A 20,551-nucleotide genomic window follows, 5' to 3' on the forward strand; every position below is an offset into this window, starting at 1 on the left:
CATAGCAGGCTTTGGCATCGCAGTGAAAGGTCGATGTCAATTTGACTCAAATTGGCGTGAAACGCGCGAAACTGGGTGGAAACCGACTGGCGCTGCCACTAAATCTAGTCTTGTTGAGAATCGCTGAGAAAGAGCGGTTTTGATTCAAGCCAATGGATTGGCTTGATCGTCCCCCGTGCATTGCTCGGGGCAAACCGAATGGATTTGGAGAGCAGCATTGAATATCGAACACCTTCTGAAACAACTCCGTCAACGATCCAGCCGAGCTTCCAAGATGGGGGCCGGCAGCAATGAACGCAGCATCCGTTCGCGACGCGCCCTGAACCGACGCCGCCGGGCTCGCTTGGAATCCTTGGAAGACCGCCGATTGCTTGCCGGTGATGTTGCACTGTCTGGAAACACGTTGGTTGTGACGGGAGATGACGCTGAATCCAACCAATATCAGATTCAGGTAATCGATTCAGCGGGGACCGATTCGTTTCAAATCACGAGCAATTTTGATGTCAGTGAATCCGATGCTGGGCTGACCGATACAAGTGGCGACATGAAGGAAGTTGTCGTGGAGGTTGGTTCCATCTCAGGGGTGGAAGTTCGTGGTGGAACGCAAAACAACCAGTTCACCGTGGGAAATCTTTCGGGGCATCCGATCCAACTCTTTGGCGAGGCCGGATCGGATGGTTATGTCTTGCAAGATCACTTTGGAACCGTCGCGGTGAATGACACCGGTGGTGCCATTGATTTGACTCAGTTGACATCGTCGTGGACGACCAGCCTGTCAGGCAACACAGCGACGATCGGTGCCGATGGAGGTGCAAGCACCGCGACAGTCACCAATGCCGATGCCTATGTGTTGACACCGAACTCGCTGACGCTCTCCAACACGACCGCGGTGATCATCGACGGTTTGCAGGAGCTCGCGAGTCTCGGTGATGAACTGGTCACGCAGGATCGTTTGGCTGAAAACCAGGTCGTGTTGGATGATCAATCGGTTGGCAGTTTCTTGCCGATCGGTTACATCCTCCGCGCGAAGGTTTTGGATCCAGTTGCAGGATATTTTTCGACCGGTTCTCCCGAAGTCAACATCTTGGGATTGTTGCATTATCTGGAGTCATTGTCCGGAACCAGTTCGCTTGACGACGCATCGCTGTCATGGGACATCGAAGCCCATGCAGTGAATACAGCTGAAGGGGCGACATTGGAATTGGAGATGAACGCGACTCTCACTCACTCGGATGTATCGCTTGCGCTTCCAGACTCTTTGTTGAGCTTGGATGGGGCGTTGGACAAGAACCTGGGTGCGTCGAAGCTAACAGGCGACCTGACAACGGGCTTCACATGGGATCTGACGATTGGTTGGGATCGATCGCCTGCCGCGTATTTCTTCGTTGACTTCAGCGATGACATTCACGTCTACGCAACCGTTCACGACACCAACGCTGAATTCGAACTCAACGCCGGTTTATTGGGGTTGGATGTTGGACAGCATGGGCCCGCATCCGCATCGAGCTCATTGCAGTTTGACTTTGACGCAGTGGTTCATGTGAGCGATCTGTCGTCGTTGGACGGGAGGAACGGAGGGGCCAGCGATGGAGTCATTCGGACGTTGGAATTGCAAAGTTCCGACCGAATGGACTTGCTAACAGATGATGTGAATCCATCGGCTCAATTGGACGTCAGTTTGTATGCCGTCGCGACGGGGATCAACGGAATCTCCGAGGCCGAAGCGGTCCACATTCAGTGGAGTGACGATCTTTCCAGCGAAGCCGATCCCATCTTGTCGGAAGATTTGACGACTTCGGAGTTTGAGCCGTTCTTCCAATCCGATGCGACCACTCTGCTGCAGATGGCCGAGCAGTTTTCGGTTTTTCTGGATACGCTTGCGGCAAAAACACTCGACTCGAACGTCGTGCCGCTGACCGAGAGTCTCACGGTGGCGGACTTGGTCGATGTGTCAGGCGTCTACGAGAATTTGGTTGTTGAACCCACCCGACTTCCGCAGCACACATCGGCGACTTCGATTTTAGCGGTCAACGGTGGGGACCCGCTCGGAACGAGTGGGGACGGCGATTCCGACCTCGTTTTGCAACTTCGAAATGGCGACACGTATCCCATCGATTTGGACTTTGGGAATCCGACGACGCTGGGGGCGGTGGTTCAGTTAATCGTTCATGCCGTCAACGATTCAAGCAAGTTGGTCGTGGTTCAAGATCCGAAGCGAGGACTGACGCTTGCCGACCTCACGTCAGGAGATAACAAGTTTGAGTTCTCTGCTGAAACGGATTCCGAGGGTGAAGACTACGCGGTGGTCGGGAACCTCGGTTTGGACGCGGCTGCGGTCGAGCGAGACGTCACCGGGGACGCGAGCGATGAGTGGGTGATCGACGTTGCACCGGTCAACGGTCCCGCTTTTACATCGATTCAATCGTTTGCGAAACTTGCGAATGATCTGACGGCGGGCGTTGTGACTGGACTCGCGTACGATGCGGATGCGAGCGGTGGCCCGACGCTTTCTTTTGAAGTCGTGATCGATCAATCGATTGCAGATCAAAATGGAAACGCCATGTCGTTGATCGACCTGGGAAAACTGAAACAGATCGATCTGTCAACGGGAACGATTGACGTCTCGAATGCTCGAGTCCAAATGCAGTTCCCATTTGATTTGCTTTTGACGGAAGTCGGAAGCGACGTGGAACGGACAACTCCGTTGGCGGAACTCAATGGCGGAAGAGGCGTGTCGGTCAGCCAGGATATCGATGGTTTTCTTGCCGATTTGGACATTCGTGTGGGCGACGGCACAACATTTTCTGTCGACTTGGATCTGGGACTTGGGATTCGTTCCCTTTCCGACTTTGGGATCGTTGACGGCAGCGGGAGCGACCTGAGTGTCGTCCTGAACGATGGCAGCCGTTTTGAAGTGGATCTGGCTGAAACGGTGAATTCCACCGGGAATGTTGCGGGGACATTGGCGGAGTTGTTCGAACTGATCAACGCATCGGCATTGGACGCTGGCGTGACGAGCGAGCAGTTCACAGCAACGATTGATGCTGCTCGGTCAAGCCTGCGATTGCTGGATAAGACAACCGGCGCATCGTCCTTTGCAGTGAGTGGGCGGGTCGCAGATGCTTTGGTCTTCGGAACATCCGTTTCGATCGAAGTGGACGGCAAGGATGCCATGCTGTTTGAAAAAACGGTGGGGACACTCGGTGACTTGGTGAGCAGGATCACCGACGCGGCTGAGACCGCGGGACTGACACTGCCCGATCCCGACAACGCCGGCGCCAGTTGGAAATTCGACGTTCGATTGGTCGGCACTGGAATTGAAATCGTGGATCAAACCACGATCGGAAGTGAGATCACGGGAAACGCCGAAACGAACTCGACCGAAGATCAGCTTCACGCGACAGGCATGTTCACCGGTCAAACGCTGTCGTTCCGAACAGTCACGATCACGGGTGGGGCGGGCGAAGGGCAAACACGCACGATCCAGTCCAACACCAATGATGCGCTGACACTGACCGAAAAATGGGACGTCCAGCCGGATGCGACGTCGATCTTTCAAGTCAACAATGGGTTGTTCGTCAACGCGGCGAATCGATCGGCCGCGGCGTTTGGCCTTGGTCTGACCAATGACCAACGCGTTGATGGTTCCGAGCGGACGGTCGGTGGGGCTCCGCTGCATGGGGATACGCCCAGCCGACGATTGCAGTTGAGCCAAACGTCAGAACCGCACATCCAAGTTTCGATGGAACTTGACGAAGGCACGCAGGGTGTGGGCACGGGAATCTACGGCCCATTGGAAGTGGTTGTGTCTGGGGCAACCGTCGATTCGGCGGCGTTCCAAACCGAACTCACTCTTCGTGAGAAGACGCTGGACCGTTTGAACGCAGGATTGGAAGATCCGTTCACAATGCTGCTCAAGGATGGCGAAGTCTTGTCGTCGTCTGCGTTTGATTTGTCGTTGCAGGTTGGGGCCGATCCCAGCGTCGTGATTGATGGTGCGACAGGGAACACTCCGTTTGATGTGACCGTCGGGAACATTTTCGACGTCCAGTCGGGCGACGAAGTGTTGACTCCGACGATGAGCAGTGACGACGGTGTTCGTGCTCTGCTGGAATCGTTGGCGTCCGTCACCATGGAAGACTTTCTGAGCACTCTTGATTCGGTGAGTGAGTATCTCTTCGAGTTGCAAACGCAGTCGAAACTCGGGAAGTCCCTGCCTGGTCTTCCAGAGTCCGTCGGTTCGATGTTGGGTTTTGGTGAGAACTTCGAAAAGCGATTGGAAGAGGTTCGTGATTTGCCCATCTCAACGTTGCAGCAACTGCACGCGGCACTGAATGACACCTCTCAGAAGACAATGAACGGGCTGGCCGGAACGTTGGCGACTTCCTTGAGTTTTGAAAAGGCAACGTCGCAGCTGCTGTTTGATTTGCATTACTTGCTCGCTGAAATCACTCCCTCGCTCCCGTTGACTCTCAACCTCACTTCGTTGGGTGACGATCTGAATGCGGCTGGCGATGATCTGCAGTCTTTGGGGCTCCGGCAGGTCGCTGCCATCGTTGATTCATCCGGAACCAGCCTGTTGGATGTGGTCGCAGATGGTGAGTTGCATGTGGTGGTCGGCATGGATTTGACCGATTCGGACGACCCTGCAACGGTGTTGGTTTCGGATCCCGATGCTGATGAGGGAACTCGAGCCGAGTTCCATGTCAAAGCGTCATCGGCCGAGTCCATGAACTTCCCCGCCGTGCTCGGAAGCATGGCGGTCGGAGTCATTGGTGGTCAATTTGCGTTGAATCTGGACGGTGTTGTGGGCACGTCTGATTCCGCGACCTATGAAGTGAAGTTGCAAAGCGATGTCGACGCAGCGACGGCGTTGGATGGTGCCGCTCTGCCAAACACCACGACAATTGGTGTCTCGGGAGAAGCAACAGCGAGTTTCGAACTCGTGCTTCCGGAATCTGTGATCCCGCAAGACGCTCCTACTCATTTGACTCCCAACATCACGGTCGAGGTCACCAATCTAAACGACATCGCTGCTGCCAATCCGAGCCGAAGTTCGACCCTGACGACGAACATGTCCGGGAATCCAGGCGAATGGCCGACCTTTGAAACGCTGACTCAGAACTTTTCGCTGACCGATTCGATGGAAGGGTTCAAGCTTGGTGTCCAGCGGTTGTTCCGCGGATTGGACGACGTGTTTGAGACGGCGTTGTTAGGGCAAGACTTGCCGCTGGTGGGCAAGCAATTGGCGGATGCAGCGAACTTCCTTGACCAAATCGGTGAGTCGGTTTACGCGAACCTTGATTTGCTTCCGACCTCGGGAATCACGATGGACTCCGTCCACGTGGCGCTCTTTGATGCGTTTGGACCGGGCGGGTTTGGATGGCTGCAAGACAGTGCCCTGCCCTCCAATCCGGACACGTTCGTCAACATCGACGATGTGGCGGTGACTCGGGAAACCATTGTGACCGCCAGTGGGCGTGAATTGGTGACCGGTGTCGAGTATCGAATGGATTTGGAAATGACTCCGGAGAGTCTGCCGTTCCCGATCGATTTGGATTTGTTGTTGCCTGGTTTGGGGCTGACGACCGAAGCCCTCGCGGATGTGAAGTTTGGTTTCAAAATGCCGCTGATCGTCGGCGTGAGTGTTCTGGATGGTGTCTACCTCGACGTCGCCTCTGACAACGAGGTGGAAATCAGTCTGGACATATCCTTGCCCAGTCACGTGGCGAGTTTGTCCGGTGAACCCTCGCTGTCATTCTTCAACACCGATTCGACCCAGCCCAAAATTTCGAGGGACCAAGGCAGTTGGATCATTGATGGATTCAAGGTCGGTCAAATCATCGAAGTCGAAGGCACCGCCAACGCCGCTGACAACGACGGCAGGTTCGTGATCACAGCGATCAATGCGTTGGGCACTGAACTGACGCTCGCGGCCACGGATGAGGCCCTGAATGCTTCCGACATGACATCGGATCGTGTTGTCCCAGAAGGCCCCACGACGGGGATTCAGGTGCAGGTGTCGACGGTCTCCATGACCGGGCCGAACACGGTGGATTTCAGTGCAACTCAACACACCATCTCGCGTGGTGCGGGCAGTTGGTTGGAGGATGGCTTTCGTGTCGGTGACACGATCCGCGTCGACAATGCAGGTGTGAACAATGGATCGTGGATCATTTCGGCGATGGATGCTGTTGGTCGGACCATGTCTTTGGAAGGCGGCCCGGTTTCCAATGTGAGTGGTGCGGCCAGTGTTCGGATCCGCTCCAGTCAGCGACATGGTTTTGATGCCCAAATGGGTGTGCTCCCCTATCGGATCTGGGATGCGACCCCCGACCAGTCGGAGTTCACCGGCACGTTTGTTTTCGATTTGCATGATCCCAACGAGATTGCGAGCCAGCAACGTTTGTCAGTCAACGACTTGGATTCGGAGCCATCGTTCCCCATCGCTCCTCGAAACGGATTCACAACGGCTCCGTTGTCGGGACTTCTCACGCTGACGGAGGGCACTGGCGTTGGGCAAGAGATCGTTCTCAACGACATTTCGCTTCAGTTGGAAACCAATTTGCCACGCACGGCGGCATTCCCACCCTTCCGAGCTCAACTGGATGTGACCCATTGGGATTGGGGACTGACCGATTCGCTGTTGACCAAAGGAACTCCCGACGAGATTGCCTTCAACGACGTTCAGTTTGAATTGGTTGGCTTCGTGCGAGATTTTCTCGGTCCCTCTTTGACGCGTTTTCGGGCCGCATTGGAGCCCATGGACGGAGTCATCGATTTCCTGACGAGTGAAGCGATGCCGATTTTGTCTGCCTTGTTCGGCAGCACATCCTATGCGTCGGCGCCTGGCGTGTTTGGTGGTCGAAGTGAGGCGGGCGATTTCGCAGGTGCCGCTGATGTGATTCGAAAGTTGGTCGATGGCGGCACACCGTCACACACGGGATTCACAAAATACTTGGACCGGATCGGTCTCGCTGATTCAAAGAGAACACTGACAGCGATCAGTGAATTGACGGGCCAGCATTGGATCGACATGGGGCGTTTTGAAGTGGTCGTCGCGGAGGCGATGAACCGGAACGCCACCGTCGAGACCATTTACGACGAGTCCAACAACGCAGAGCGATTGAAAGGTGACTTCGGAGACGCTCCGTTTCGATTGAGCGGAAGCCCCGAGATCGCCTTCTCCATGAGTGAAAACTCGATCGAGCGTCGAAACCTTGTGTTGACTGGTCAGACTGTTAGTTGGGGGTACTCTGCGGTCACTGGATCAACACTGACTAGCAGCGTGCCTTGGTCGACCTATGGTGTAGAAGAAGGATTCACTCTCACGATCCAAAATCTGACCGGGGCCAATGCCGTCTTCAACGGCAGTTACACGGTAGGGCTTGTCTCCGGGACGACGGTTCAGATTTCGCGAGATGGATTCAATCTGGTCGGGACATCGATCTCCGTTCCACGATTGGTGATCAACGCGTCGACGTGGATCCGTGATGGATTTCAAGCTGGACAAACCATTCGAATCGATGGTGGCACCAACGTTGGAACGTACACTGTTTCTTCAGTTTCCGAGACTGAGTTGACCGTGAGTTCGTCGTTCGTGGCGGAAGAGACGGTCCCATCGTCAGCAAACCCCAATGTTCGTGTGCAGAACGCGGTGGGAGACTACTCAGGAACCATCAAGGGCCAGATCAACGCGGTCCTCAACGATCCGCTTGCGTCTGCTCAGCAGGCTGCGGCCAGCTTCCTGATGACGCAGACGTTACCAGGTCGCGGAATTGGATACGGTTTTGACTTGCTAGGCGGCGTGACTCGAGAGATCTTCTCCCCAATCGATAGTACTTTGAAGGGATTTGACCCGATCGAGCTGCCCATCTTGAGTGAAGCGTTTGGGTTGTTGATCGGTGACACAACGTTCGGTGATAAGTCGGCGGCGGAGAGTCATCTTCTGAACTACAGCACGCCTGAACTGCAGTTCACGCTCTATCAAGATTTCCCGCTGGACAAGAAAACGTTCTTCTGTGAAGTGCCGTTTGGTTCTGCGTTTGCCAGTTCCGGAATCTGTGACGTTGTGAGCAGCGGATCTCCCACCCCGTTTGTGTCGGTCTCGTTTGAAGCACGCATGGACTACGGCGTTGCGTTTGATACGACGGGCCTGGAACTTTATCGGGATTCAGGAAACCCGGATGCGATCATCGAAGGTTTCTACTTCGACGACACCGACGGTGTGGATCTGAATCCGGCTCTCATTGGTGGCAATGAAAGCGGGCCTGTTGGGACCAGTTATGGACTGACCGATGTTCCGCAATCACGGATCCTTGGCGGGATTGGCGTGGGCGTCTTCCGTAAATTTGGAACCGGACTCGGGAATCTCAAAGTCGGTGTGGAGTTGTCATTTCATACCGGACAAGATCTCAATTTTCATGACCCCAATGGGGATGGACGAATCCGAGCCAGCGAATTCGATGTCTTGACCGAATCCGCCGTGGATGAAAACGGTCTGCTGACATTTGCGAATTCTGAGAATGCGTTTGACAAGAGCATTCGAATCGAAGTCCGCGGGGACGCCTTCATAAAAATCAAGGCTTTGTTCGTGACGATCATCAATGTTCGTGTGAACATCTTCACGATTGGATTCAACATCCCACTGGAGAGTAAATCGTTTGCGTCGCCTAATTTGGCGACCCTGTCGGGTGGAACCTTGCGGCTGCATGTGGGCGAATCCGATGCGGCGACGCGTGGGTATCGAACTGGCAATGTGAACGAAGCAATTTATGTCGGTTACAACCCCTGGACCAATGAGATTGTCGTCTCTGGATTTGGTTCGCAATCCGAACGATTCCATGCGTCCAGCGTCTCTCTGATTGAAGCCTCCGCTGGCACGGGAAATGACCTGCTTTTCGTTCGTCCCGAAGTGACTCGTCAGGTGTCCTTCGATGGTGGAGAAGGCGACGATGTGATGTTCGGCGGCAGTGGTCCGGATGAGCTGGTCGGTGGATTGGGAAATGATTCCATCGATGGACGTCTCGGCGATGATTCGATCTGGGGTGATCTGAAAGTTGGCGTCACTGGAGGTTTGGATTGGTTGTTTGGTGGTGACGGAAGAGACACGATCTATGGCGGTCCCGGGATCGATGTCATTCGTGGCTGGCGTGACGACGATGATTTGCATGGCGGCGATGGCGATGACTTGATCGATGGCGGACAGGGCAATGACACACTGCACGGCGACGATGGAATCGATTTTCTATTGGGGAACATCGGACACGACATCATTGTCGGCGGTGCCAAAGATGACCGACTGGAAGGCGGCCCCGGAAGAGATGCCCTGTATGGTGAGGCTGGGGAAGACGTCTTGTTCGGTGGGCTGGGCAATGACGCCTTGGACGGTGGAGCGGGTGACGATTCGCTGTACGGCCAGCATCACAATGACTCGCTGCAAGGTGGTTCTGAAGACGACTTGTTGGACGGTGGCCAAGGCAGTGACCAAGTCTTCGGCGGCGACGGCGACGATCTCGTCTACTCACGCGATGGAAACGACCATCTCGATGGGCAGGAAGGCGATGACACCTTCAAGGTCTATTTCGCTCGTGGGAAAGTGAACTCGCTGCTTTCGATTTTGGACACAGGCACGTCGGGAGTGGACGTGTTTGATGCCAATGGAACCATTGATTCGGATCAATTTTTGTTGCGGGCGAGTGTCAGCGGGACGAACGCGTTTGTGGCCGTTCTGACGGATCCCGATCATTCGTCGGATGAACCCGGGTACAACCCCTCGGTCCAGCGAGTCAACTATCTAGGTGTCGAACGGATCCTTGTTCAGGGCGGAATGGGCGACGATCAATTCGCAGTCGATGACACGGCGGCGGAAGTCACGATCGACGGTGGCGATGGTGACGATGCATTTCAAGTCGGGCAATTGTTTCGTTCGCAACGCACCGAAGTGGATGCCAACGTTTCGGTGGATGACGTGTTTGCGACGATCGAGACCACGCGTGGGTTCCTGTCCAACGGAATCAGCCAACCGATGACGATCAGTGGTGGGTTAGGTAACGATCACTTTGTCGTGTTCCACAATTTGGCTGTTCTGACCCTGAATGGAAACGAGGGCGATGACGGCTTTGAAGTCCGCGCATTCGCGTTGGTAGGATCACGGGAACCGGAACGTGCCCGAACGGACATCACCGGCGGTGCGGGAGCCGACTTGGTTCAGTATGCCGTCAACGCTCCAGTCAACATCGACGGCGGCGATGGTTTTGACACCCTGACGGTCATCGGGACCGAATTCGGGGACGACTTTGTGATCACCGAAGACGGTGTTTACGGTGCGGGATTGACGATTGACTTCACCAACATTGAATCGTTGCGAGTCGATGCGGCGGAAGGCAACGACCGCTTCTACGTCAAAAGCACCAGCGAAAAGTTTCTGACGGAATTGTTTGGTGGTCTGGGTGATGACACCTTCAACCTGTCCGGCGACACACCCCCGGTCGTCAGCAACGATCTGAAGGGGCACAGCGGCATTGTCACCAACAACATGGCGTACAGCAGTGACCTTCGTTACGAGGACCTGAAACTTCACGGCGTTTCATCCAACGTCGCAGACAACGAAGAACCCTTTGTGGTCATTCGAACGTCGGATGGATCCACGATTGTGGGCGAAACGGGTTCCGTGGATGCAAGCGTGGTGGACTTCTATGAGGTGGTGCTGACTCAGGCTCCGATGAGCGGTTTTGATGTCGTGGTCCAGGCTCTCGCCCCGCTTCCAAGTACCTCGCGGCGTGAACTGGGGGCCTTGGCATTCCGCCTCAGCAGTGTTGCGCCAGGTTCCACCAAGAAGGCGGACGGATCGGCTGTCACGCTGACGTTCACGTCTGAGAACTGGTTCATCCCGCAACGCGTGGACATTCTCGCGGATGATGAAGCTCAATTGGATACCGGGCGATTGTTCACTCGCGATGAGTTGTCTGAGTCGGACACGTTCTCTTATGACGACGCTGCCTACGAAGGCAAGCAGTCGGCGGTCATCAATCACATCGTGTCGTCCACCGCGACAACGATCGTGGGGACTCCGCTTGCTCTCAGCGATTCCCCAACCATTACGATCGAGACCAATCTGCCGTTTTATGAATTTGTTGGGGAAACCATCACGGTCACATCGTCGGATGCTTTGACCACGCAGACACGTCGGATCACCGATGCTCGATTGGTTGGCGGAAAGATGCAATTGACTGTCGACCGGTCTTGGTTGGCCGGATCGTATTTGCCGGACTCATCCAGCCTGTATGCGATTGTTTTGTCTGACTCAACTGAAACGGGGCATCCGACCGAGGTACGCAACACCACCTTCACGGTGAATGATCCCAGCGATCCGACGAACCCATTCATCGAACAGCCCAGAGACTTCCTGGGGCGCCAGATCACGATCATCGATGGGGCAGGTGTGGGACAGAGTCGATTCATCACTGGTGCCGACCAAGTCGTCACGTTTGCGTCCAGTGCGGTTGAGATTGATCGACTGAATCCGAAAACGTTTGCTTTGCAATTGACCACCGGTGGGGAATCGGTGACACCGACCACCGGTGGTGTGCTGAACCTGCGCTTCGTTGCTGATTTGGATTATTTCACCGAGACCATCGAAGTGACGTTGGATGGATCGCCATTGGAGGTCTTGTTCGACGACTATTCCGGTCGCCAATACAGTTTCGTTCAAGCCTCGATTCCTCTCTCTCAGTCGCAGTTGCAATCGGCACTCACAGACGGCCGTTTGGAACTCGGTCTGAATCCGTCGGACGCCGTCAACAACCTGGACGCTTACTATGATTTCAAGTCCAGAGTTTCATTCGATTTGCAGTTCCACATCGATGTTTCGAATGCCAGTTTGGTGGCTGGCATGGGCGGTGATGTCCAATTCACATTGGACCGTGGATGGAGTCTGACGGATCCGCCGGCATTGGAGAGTCGCTACCAAATCCGCATCGATGATTCATTGGTCGGACGGGTCTCTGGCTTCGATGAGTCGCCGGTTGGATTGCCGACTGATTCAGCCTTCCCTGCGGAGTTGGACACGCGAACAACGTTCGCTGACAGCGATGCCGATTTCACGTCGGCCGATTTTGGTGCAGAAGGACTCCGCGGAGCGACACTGCAAATCGTGGGCGGTCCGGGCGCAGGCCAACGTCGATTGATCTTGGATGCGATCGACTCAAACACATTGATTTTGAATGGCGATTGGCGGACGGATCCCGTTGCGGGAGAGAGCGTGTATCGAATCGCTCGTTTTGACGGTTTGGCCGTTTCCAGTGTCAGCGTCGAAATCAACGACAACGACGAAGCCGGCATCGTCGTTGATGAAACGCATGGCTTGGATCTCTCCGAATCCGCAATTGGCATTCTGGGTGAGAACACGGTGACCGCCGTGATCGAAGGCGGTGACGGCGACCAACTTGGCGAGCGTGACGTGCTGCGTTTGAAGTTGACTCGTGAACCCACCGCCCATGTGACGATGCGGTTGGTCTACGACGACGTTCAACTGAGTTTGCAGACCACCGACGGCAATCCGATCCCTTCCAATGCCTTGACTTTCACGCCCGGCAATTGGAATGATGTTCAGGAAGTGATGATCGTCGGTTTGGTGGACCAGATTCGCGAAGGATTCCATGTCAGCCAGATCAAGTTGGAACTGGATTCCGGGGACGTGGATCAAGAGTTGGTGAAAGTGGACCAATTCGATATCCCCGACACCGCAGCGGTGGAATGGGTTGGTTTGAGCGAACGTCCAACGCGAATCACCAGCGTTCAGTACAAGGGGCAAACACTCCAGTCGAAGGACGACGACAATCCACAGGGAACGGCGTCGAAACCGGTCTACGCGGTTGTGAGCAACAAAATTGTCTTCTTCGCTGGAGACGAAGTCACCAAGGTTTCAGGCAGTGACCTGACAATCACTTATGCCTATGTGAATCCGGGATTTGACGCGGCCTTCACCCACCCCGTCTTGGTGCGAATCAGCGATGCTGACGCGCCCACCGTTCTGGTGCGAGAAACCGGCGGTTCGACGGATGTGGTGGAGGGAGCCGTGACTTTCATGGTGCTTGAGCTGGATGGGGTTGAAATCCCAACCAGTGACGTGGTGGGCGAAACGGTCACTGTGAGTGACGGAACGGGCGTGGGACAAACCGCCACGATCGTCGCCAACGAAGGCAATCAGATCACCTTGGACACGATCTGGGCGATCGTTCCAGACGAAACGAGCGAATTGACGTTGGTCGTGTCCGGAAATTCCGAGCAGCGAATGGTCCTCGGCAATGAAGCGCTCACCTGGGGTGAGGACCGTTATGAGTTGGTGCTGACATCACCGCCGGTGGATGATGTTGCCGCTGGTCGTCGCGTCGTGGAAGTCGTGGTCACTCCGGAGGACACCAAGACGAGTCGCACCGGCGGAGTCGTGACGAAGGCTCGTCAAGTCCAGATTTACAACCTGGATGGGTTGGATATTACTCGAGTCCGAGTGGATCCTGATGACGCCAACAACCTGATTGTCATGTTCGATGAAACGAACTGGGACGTGCCGGTCCGGATTGGCGTCCGAGTCATCGACGATTTGAAGGTCGACGGTGGCGACACCAAAGTGTTCGCTCCAGGACCGAACACGCTCAGCGGAATCCTGGGCCCTGTGGTCGTCAACGGTGCTGGTGGTGACGGATCGTTGGCTGGTTTGGGCAACCCGGAAATCTTGCCTCAAGAAACCAACGTGAAGGCGGAAACTGGCGAAGTCGAATCGATCATCGGCAACACGGTGACATTCAAGACTTTAACCAGTGAAGCGTTGTTCTCTGTCGGTTTGGAATCGAACTTGAGCAACGTTCAAACGCTGATCGGCAAAACGTTTGAAGTCGTCGCCACCAACCCAACCGCAGATTGGTTGCAGGTCTTCCCATCGGCAACCGTCGGGAGTCCTCGCGATCCAGTGGTTGGACAATTCCGTCTGATCACCGATGCGATGGTGCAGGATGACCAAGTTGTGGTGACGCTCAACGAGCGATTTGGTGTCGGCGGCGCGTTGACCTCAGTGGATGCGACCGTTGTCACATCCAGCGTGGACCTGCGACTGTCTCGGCAAGAGCAATTGCAGCTTGGGATTGGGAGTGTGGGCGATCTGCACGGACGGACCATCGAATTGAGCGATGCGGATGGTCAGGCTCTTTCCTCCGCTGTGATCACTTCGGCCGTGGCTGATTCGGATGGATTGATCACGATCGAAGTGCAGTCGGATTGGACATCGATCGCAGCGGATGCCAAGTCGTTCTTCCTTCAGTCAGACGATCTGATCCAAAAGTTTGCGATCACTTCAGAGAGTTTGAATTTCTTTGTCAATGAGCAGACTTCCGTTGACTACATGTTCGTGCACGACGAAGACAGTCCCGCGGACAGCACCGGGTATTTGACGGCGGAGCGATTGTGGGGACTCAACATGGGGCCCGACGTCACCGTGGGCGGACGCCTGCAACCCGGCGGGGTTCAGTACGGGAATCTCGAGGTGCTGCAGATCGACTTGGGACGCGGCAACAATGACTTTTACGTGTCGGGCACGCACAAACGCGCCGATGATCCGACGACCGCAGAGGATGAAACGTTCCAGACCTGGACCATCATCAACGGTGGGGACGATGTCTACTGGCCGGACCATGGCCTCGAAGACGATTGGTCCTGTAGCGGTGGAAATGTCGACCACGTGCCGGGAACTGGCCGCGAAGGCGATCGGTTCTGTATCGATGTGAATGCAGAGAGCGTCACCGACGTGGTGACGGGATCGGTCTCTTCGGCCAGCAATGCAGTGGAGACGGCGCTTGCCAGTTTGGTGGATGCTTCAGCCCCGTTTGGCGTGGACGATGGGCTGGTCGGAATGGAATTGACGATGACCAGCGGAGCTGGAAAAGACCACTCCTACACCATCATTCGAAACACGGAAGACACCATCTATCTGCGAGGAGACTGGATTGATCTTCCTAGCGCGGGAGACACTTACACGATCACGGATCTGGCCGACGGTCCGATCGCGATCAACGCTCAAGGTGGTCACGACCGTGTTGATGCGTCGGCTTCGACGCTTGGCGTCGTGGCGTTTGGTGGGCTGGGGCGTGACACCTTGATTGGCGGTTTAGGAGACGACATTTTGTTCGGTGACCGCGGGCGGGTGGACTATTCCACGGCAGCGGATGGGGATGGCCAATCCACCATCGTGACTCGTTTGGGGCACGCACCCCAGCCAATTTCAGGTCATGCAACTGGTGGGTTTGATGAGGCGGGAAATCTTGTCGATGTGAATGCGACGTTCCCCGTGGCTGATGGATTCGACATTGGGCTGGTTGGATTGATGGTGGATATCAACAACGGCACCGGGTTCTTGCAGACACCACGATTGATCACTGCAAACGACGAAAACACTCTGTCAATCTCGCCGGACTTCACCGAGACGTTGGATGCGACCAGTGAGTACCGAATCTCGACTTACCCAGAAGATCAGACCGATGGGATTGTTCGCGGGCCAACCCGACTGATCACGGTCGATGACTTGGAAGGCGACGTCGACACCATCAACGGTGGGGCGGGGGCGGACCAGATCTTTGGCGGTGCCGGAGATGACGACGTCTTTGGGGAAGCCGGCGACGATGTCATTTTGGGCGACACGGGGGTGATTGAACGAACTCCCCTCGCTGCCAATGCGACGGGGACGGTGATTGCCAGTGCGATTGATTTGGTTCAGACCAAATCACCCGATGCTGGTGGCAAAGATTTGATCTCGGGCGGCGATGACAACGACATCATTTTTGGTGGCTTCGAAACGGACTACATCAACTATGATCGATCCAAAGTCGCTGGTATGGGTGAATCTGGCAACGACATCATCGTTGGCGACGGTGGTCTGGCCGATTTTGATGTTGCCTCCGGTTCTGCAATTCTGATCGAGGTCTCCACCAAAGAGCCAACGTTCGGCAGCGATGACTGGATCACCGCGGGTGCCGGTGAGAAGATCTTGTTTGGTGGTGCAGGCAACGATCAGTTGCTCGCCGGCAGTGACAACCTGCCGGATATCATCATCGGCGACGAAGGAACAGCGACGTTCGATGCCCTCACGGGGCTTCGAGTTCGCATCGCGACGAAGACCTCTGACATCGGCGGGGACGATACGATCACCGCCGGCGACGCACTGAATATCTTGTTGGGAGGGAGCGGTGCCGACTCGATCACAGGTGGTGATTCGCAGGACGTGATCTTTGGCGACAACGGAGAGATTCTGTTCGATGCCAGCGGGATTCGCGAGCGTTTGATCACAACGGACCCCACCTTTGGCGGAGTGGATACCATCCAGGGGCAAGGTGGCAATGACATCGTGATTGGCGGTGCCGACGGCGATGTGATTCACGGTGGTTCAGAACACGACGTGATCTTGGGTGACCACGGTGAAGTCGACTTCACACGCCCCGCTGATCGCAACGTGATCAGCCGCTTCATCGAACTGGCCGATGGTGGTGGGAATGACACGATTGATGGTGACGATGGTGACGACTTCATCTGGGGCGGACAGTCCGGTGATGTCATTCGCGGTGGCGCCGGACAGGATGATCTCGTCGGCGGTCACAACGTTCCCTTCGGAAGCGACGGCAACGACACCATCGAAGGTGGCGACGGCGAAGACGCATTGCTCGGCGACAATGGCATCATCACTCGGGAGTTGATCGGAACCGAACTTGGTACCTGGACAACTTACTTGGCTCCCTTTGATCACGTTGTCGTGCGTGAGTTGCAGCCGTTTGACGATCTGGATCTGGTTGGCGGCAACGACGATCTGTCAGGCGACGCCGGAATCGATGTGATTCTTGGGCAACGTGGCAATGACGTGATTCAGGGCGGAGCAGGCGATGACGAATTGATTGGTGGTTTGGGTGGTGACAACATCGATGGTGATGGTGGGCACGACTTCATTCTGGCGGATGCCGGACAGATTTTGCGAGATGTCGATGAGGATGGCAAACCGCAACTGAACTCTGACCTTGTTTGGCATCGTGACATCGTGACCGAGCGAATTGCTCGGGTGGTCGACATCATTCCGCTCGGGCCAACCGGTCTGATCAACGCGCCGGCCGATTTGATCGACCGGTTGTTGGATGCTGATCAATTTGTCTTGGCCAGCATGCACCTGCCGTCGGGCCAATTGCACACGAATTCGGACGGGATCAGCCAGACGGTCGCGTTGCTGCTGGATCTCGTCGATGCGGACGATGACATGGTGGACGGCGGCGATGGCAATGACATCGTTCTCGGGCAACGTGGCGATGACAATCTTCGTGGTGGGATCGGCGACGACCTGTTGATCGGTGATCACGGTATCAATGTCGCTCCCTACGAAACCGACCTGCCCCAAATGATCGACGCCACGCGTTTGATCGCAGCGGTGCCCGGCTACGATTCGCTATCAGGGATCGAGTTGGACTTGCCAGGGTTGGGGCATTTGATGGTTCCTGATTTTGTGGCGGAACCCGGTGCTTTGGTGGCGGAACGTCCTCGCTGGGACCGTGTGACGGACATCAACGCTGTGCTTTCCAATCTGGCAAACGACGATCGCATTTCGACCACGGACAATTTGCGTTTGTCCGCGTCTGTGATGATCACACCTGATTTCCTCGGTCACACTGATGTGCTGAGTGGAAACGACACCATTAACGGGGACGATGTCGCGGGTCTAGGCAATGGCGACGATTGGATAGTGGGCGACCAATGGATCGTCAACAGCGACCTGCAGTCCGGAATCGCACCGGTTGATGAAGCCATCGAACGCGTCCGAGCAACCATCGCGGGCATCATGCATGCCCTGGAGTCAGCCTCCTTGGATCGTGGTGTGGTTCAACATTCGATCAACGCTCAGCCGGTGGTTGAACGTGATATCTCCATTGCGAGCGATTCGCTGCATGGTGGCGACGGTGCTGACACCATCATTGGTGACAATGTGGTGGTGGAACTGCCTTCGACGCAAACCATTCCTGGTTCCGGAACGGTTGCCGAGAACGCGGCGGAGTTGTTGCGGCGACTGGATGTTTACCGGACCCTTTCGGACGATGCGATTCAATTGGTCTCTCGCGGGCATCTCGACTTGATTGATCAATTGCTCGACGACGCGGAAGCAACGCGACCGGCGTTGCCCGTCGTTGCAGGCGACGATGTTCATTACGTCCAGCACCATCAATTGAATTTCGGCAATGACAGTCTCCTTGGTGAATCGGGAAGCGACACGATGGTTGGCGGCGATGCACTGATGATCGCTCCTTTTGTCACCGGCGCAGCCAGCGACTTCCCTGATTCGCAAGGTGCAGTCGGACTTGACGCTGATTCACTGCGAGCCCTGGAACAGAACCTGTTCGAACAACTTCGATTGCAACAGGTCGACCTCGACCAACGTCATCAGTCTCGATTGATCAACGTCGCACAAGAACTGACGCGACGTCCGTCGCTGGATCGGATCGCCTACGTTCCGACGTTGGATCGTTCGATCGACAACGACACCATCAAAGGTGGGCACGACAACGATTTCATCGGTGGTGACTTTGGCATTTTGGTCTCGCCGCTGCTCCGTGACACACCCGTCGATGAGGATGCACTGCGTGACTTGGACCAGCATGTCGAAGCCATGTTGGACCAAATTGCCAATCTGGATCGGCTGAATCATGCGACCAGTTTTGACCGTAGCGTCGGACGCGAGGCTCAAGCCGCCTCGACGACCGATGCGATGGCTCCCGAATCGCGTCACGCTCAAATTGGCGGCCAATGGACCTTGGGGCAAGACACGCTCCAAGGCGATGGTGGCAGCGACGTCATTCTGGGAGATCATGCCTCGATGGTTTCTGCGATCACGGTTGACGATCCCGCTGCATTCACCTCCCTGAGACGTTCGAATTACCATCTGGAATTCATCGATGATTCGATGCGTACTTTTCTGGAATCATCCCGCCTGGATGGAGTGACCGTCTCACTGCAGGGCGATCACATTCGTGGTGGCGATGACAATGACATGTTGATGGGCGCGGTCGGTGCCGACGACATCGATGGTGAACAAGGCGACGACACGATCCTGGGTGGCAACGGTTTCGATACGCTCAGTGATGGTTTGGGGAACAACTGGATCCGCAACGATGGTGGCAACTACCCGCGATTGGATCCACAAGAGGAGTTGGGAGCATTCCGATTCGATCACATGACCTCCGTGAACAAACAGTTGTTCTTGGATGCAGCTGCGGGAGCGACTGCACCGGTGGGTTGGCAAGTTGATTCGGATGGAAACGAAAATGATCCGGGGAATGGCGACCCCGATGCTCCTGCGACACCGACCGAACGGACGGTCCACATCAATGGCGATGATATCGCTGTCACCGGCCAACCCGTCGCCTACGCAGCGACGTTCGAGTCCTTTCCGGATGGTGCAGTCGCGAGCTATCTCTGGGAGATCAAGGATTCTTCCGGAGAATTGGTGCAGACTGGTGCTGGTCAGGCGGTTGTATTCACCTTGCACGTGGCGGGGGACTACACCGTGGAAGTGAAAACGGTGGACACGGAAAACGGCGCCGGAACAGAAACTCATGCGTTGACTGTGCAGAGCAGTCGGTTGATCTCTGACGCAAACGCGCCCGGGCAGTTCATTCTGATCGTCGGTGGAACCGCCGGGGACAATGACATTCGCTTGAAGGACGTCCGCCGCGAACCCAACTCGGTCGAAATTCGAACCCGAGTTGGACGGAGCACTTGGACGCGAGAGGTTTTCTCTGACATCAGTCGTGTTGAGGTCTACGGTGGCGATGGGAATGACGATGTCTCCGCCGATCGGACTTTGACCATTCCGGTTCGGTTGCACGGCGGAGCCGGCGACGATGAGCTTCGAGGTGGTGCCGGCAACGACTTCCTCGATGGTGGAGTCGGCGACGATCGACTTCACGGTCAGTCAGGCAATGACGTGGTCATCGGTGGATTGGGTGCCGACCGGATTGACGGAGGCTTTGAGGATGACTTGTTGATCGCTGATGCCATCGACGAAATTTCTGCGGATCGATTGCTGGCGGATTGGTCCAACTCGTCACTGACACCCGCCGACCGAATGGCGAGCTTGGTCACGGATCTGTTGGCTGCCAAGATTGCCGACGGCGCCGTGGATGATTCCGATGGTGATCGAGGTACCGATTGGGTCTTCGGTCAGTCCATCGACACAACCCACGCGCGGCGTGGTGATGAGGACCTGCAGACAATCTATTGAGGTGGCACGGCAACGGAATGCGAACGAGATTGTGTGCATGGAAGGGATCGATCTTTGCTGGGGGATGGCATGCGGGCATCAGCTTGGCGGCCGCTAGATCTATACGTTTTGAACCGTCGAAAACTTGTTTTCGCGGCACATGAACCGGCGCCAGAATCGTCGACTCGGTGTAGACTGGCAGCCCGTTGAAGGCTCGGTGATCGACAGCTGGAAGCTCCCAAGGGTGTGGTGAACGCCCCTGGGGTGAATCGC

General features: G+C 55.8%; 1 protein-coding gene. It reads left to right on the forward strand.

Features of this window, described 5'->3' with window-relative positions:
- Positions 1 to 217: 217 nt before the first annotated feature.
- Positions 218 to 20,299: a hypothetical protein gene (locus PSR62_RS13385; RefSeq protein WP_274403511.1), complete on the forward strand. Its 20,082-nt coding sequence runs from the start codon at positions 218 to 220 to the stop codon at positions 20,297 to 20,299.
- Positions 20,300 to 20,551 lie beyond the last annotated feature (252 nt).

It is taken from the genome of Rhodopirellula sp. P2 (genome assembly GCF_028768465.1).
GTDB lineage: Bacteria > Planctomycetota > Planctomycetia > Pirellulales > Pirellulaceae > Rhodopirellula.